Here is a 2,761-nt window from a genome sequence, read left to right as displayed (position 1 = left end):
GGACGCTTCCTTTGTACTCACCCTCTCGGGCTTTCCTCCGGGCGCTTCCCTTCGGTCTTGCGTTTCCGACTCTATCAGACCGTTTCACCGGCCGAGTTCCTCGGAAGTTTTCCTGCTTTTGCCTTCCGGGATCCGCTTTCGCGCTTCCCTTTCGGCGAGATCGAACTCTACCAGTCTTTTCTCGGCCCTCTGACCACCCTCCTGCGGACATGCAGGTGCAGTGGTCTAGACAACGGCTAAGCTTCGGCTCGGTAGACGCTGCCAGGAGGCGGGGCGCTCAAGGGCGTCGACTGCTCCCGGGCAGGGGTACGAAGGTACACGTGACGCCGGGTTCGGCGCAAATCGTTTGCGTCGTACTTCTACGTCAGCCAACCGGTAGCTCCCGGGCGAACCGGGACTTTCCATGACTTACGCTCTTGAACAGTACGCCGTCCAGGACAGGCAGCGACGGCGATCACAGACTCTCCGCCCCCCTGGGAGGCTTGCCATGACCAGTGTGACGTCCCCTCTTGCAGGACGCGCCATCGGACTCACCGCGGTTCCGGACCCGGTGTTCTCCGGCGCGATGGTCGGCCCCGGTACCGCCATCGACCCCGTGCGCGAGCCCTCCGAGGCAGTCGCACCCGTCAGCGGCATCGTCGTGTCCCTCCACCCCCACGCCTTCGTCGTCGTGGACGAAGAGGGTCACGGTGTGCTGACGCACCTGGGTATCGACACCGTCCAGCTGAACGGCGAGGGCTTCGAGCTGCTCGTCAACAAGGGCGACACCGTCCAGCGCGGTCAGGCCGTGGTCCGCTGGGACCCCGCCGCCGTCGAGGCCGCGGGCAAGTCGCCGGTGTGCCCGGTCGTCGCGCTCGAGGCGACCGCCGAGTCCCTGTCCGATGTCGTCGAGGACGGCGACCTCAAGGCTGGTGACGCGCTGTTCGGCTGGAAGTGACGACGGAGTCACTGACGGCCGGCAGTACAACCATCGCGGCGGCTGGGCCCGCCGCGCTATCGGAGACGGGTGAAATGGAGACAACGCTGCGAGGCGTCGGCGTGAGCCACGGGGTGGCGGTCGGCGAGGTTCGGCACATGGGTACTGCGGTGCTCGAGCCGCCGGCCAAGCAGATCCCGCCGGAGGAGGCCGAGCGCGAGCAGGGTCGTGCCCGCCAGGCCGTCGAGGCTGTCGCGGCCGACCTGATTGCGCGCGGCAATCTGGCCGGTGGCGAAGCCCAGGCGGTGCTCGAGGCGCAGGCCATGATCGCTCAGGACCCGGAGCTGATCGCCGACGTCGACCGTCGGATCACCGTGGGCAGCACGGCGGAGCGCGGTATCTACGACGCGTTCTCGCACTATCGGGAGCTCCTGGCCGGTGCCGGCGAGTACATGGCCGGCCGTGTGGCCGACCTGGACGACGTGCGGAATCGGATCGTGGCCCGGCTGCTCGGTGTCCCGATGCCCGGTGTGCCGGACAGCGATGAGCCCTACGTGCTGATCGCCCGCGATCTGGCTCCTGCGGACACCGCGCTGCTCGACCCGGCGCTCGTGCTCGGCTTCGTCACCGAGGAGGGCGGGCCGACCAGCCACAGTGCGATCCTGGCCCGTGCCCTCGGGGTGCCGGCCGTTGTCGCGCTGCCGGGTGCCGGTGAGCTGGCGGAGGGCACCGTGATCGCCGTCGACGGCAGCACCGGTGAGATCTTCGTGGATCCGACTCCGGAGAAGCGTGCCGCTCTCGAGGCCGCGGCTGCCGAACGCAAGGCCGCGCTGGCCGCCTCGACCGGTCCGGGTGCCACGTCGGACGGGCACAAGGTGCCGCTGCTCGCCAACGTCGGCGGTCCGGCGGACGTGCCGGCGGCTGTCGCGGCGGGTGCCGAGGGTGTCGGTCTCTTCCGGACCGAGTTCCTGTTCCTGGACGACAGCAAGCAGGCTCCTTCCGAGGAGAAGCAGGTCGAGGCGTACCGCGCGGTGCTCGAGGCGTTCCCCGAGGGGCGTGTCGTGGTGCGTGTGCTGGACGCGGGTGCGGACAAGCCGCTGGACTTCCTCACCCCGGCCGACGAGCCGAACCCGGCGCTCGGCGTGCGCGGGCTCCGCTCCCTGCTCGACCACCCCGAGGTGCTGCGGACGCAGCTGACCGCGCTGGCGAAGGCGGCCGAGGGGCTGCCCGTCTACCTCGAGGTCATGGCTCCGATGGTGGCCGACCGTGCGGACGCCAAGGCGTTCGCCGACGCGTGCCGTGCTGCCGGGCTGCAGGCCAAGTTCGGCGCGATGGTGGAGATCCCGTCCGCCGCGCTGCGTGCCCGTTCGGTGCTGCAGGAGGTCGAGTTCCTGTCGCTGGGCACGAACGACCTGGCCCAGTACACCTTCGCCGCCGACCGTCAGGTCGGTGCGGTGTCTCGGCTGCAGGACCCGTGGCAGCCCGCGTTGCTCGACCTGGTCGCCCTGTCCGCCGATGCGGCGAAGGCCGAGGGCAAGAGCTGTGGCGTGTGTGGTGAGGCGGCGTCCGATCCGCTGCTCGCCTGTGTGCTGACCGGTCTGGGTGTCACCTCCCTGTCCATGGGTGCGGCGTCGATTCCGTACGTGCGGGCGACGCTCGCCAAGTACACGCTGGCGCAGTGTGAGCGTGCGGCGGCTGCCGCGCGTGCCGCCGAGTCGGCCGAAGACGCGCGGCATGCGGCTCAGGCGGTGCTGTCCGGCGAGTAGTCGCCGTCGGCCCGTTCTCGTGGGGGGGGGGGGCCCGCACGGTGGGAGCCCCCCCACAGAGTGTGAAACCAGGGAGAGA

Annotated in this window: 2 protein-coding genes; both read left to right on the top strand. The window is 69.9% G+C overall.

The features are described 5' to 3' along the window. Positions 1 to 487 precede the first annotated feature (487 nt). The gene (locus ACFW9D_RS34945; protein WP_384628881.1) at positions 488 to 937 is read left to right on the top strand and encodes a PTS glucose transporter subunit IIA; all 450 of its coding nucleotides are present in this window, start codon (positions 488 to 490) and stop codon (positions 935 to 937) included. A 74-nt stretch (positions 938 to 1,011) separates the two neighbouring features. After that, positions 1,012 to 2,682 carry a phosphoenolpyruvate--protein phosphotransferase gene (gene ptsP / locus ACFW9D_RS34940; RefSeq protein WP_384628878.1) on the top strand — a complete coding sequence of 557 codons (1,671 nt, stop codon included), beginning with the start codon at positions 1,012 to 1,014 and terminating at the stop codon, positions 2,680 to 2,682. The last annotated feature ends 79 nt before the right edge of the window (positions 2,683 to 2,761 follow it).

The sequence above is a fragment of the Streptomyces sp. NPDC059524 genome (assembly GCF_042749255.1).
GTDB lineage: Bacteria > Actinomycetota > Actinomycetes > Streptomycetales > Streptomycetaceae > Streptomyces > Streptomyces xanthii.
This window is presented reverse-complemented; position numbering and strand designations above follow the sequence as displayed.

Coding starts and splice junctions, on each gene's coding strand:
- ACFW9D_RS34945 (WP_384628881.1), top strand. CDS start 488: ATGACCAGTGTGACGTCCCCTCTTGCAGGACGCGCCATCGGACTCACC.
- ptsP (WP_384628878.1), top strand. CDS start 1,012: ATGGAGACAACGCTGCGAGGCGTCGGCGTGAGCCACGGGGTGGCGGTC.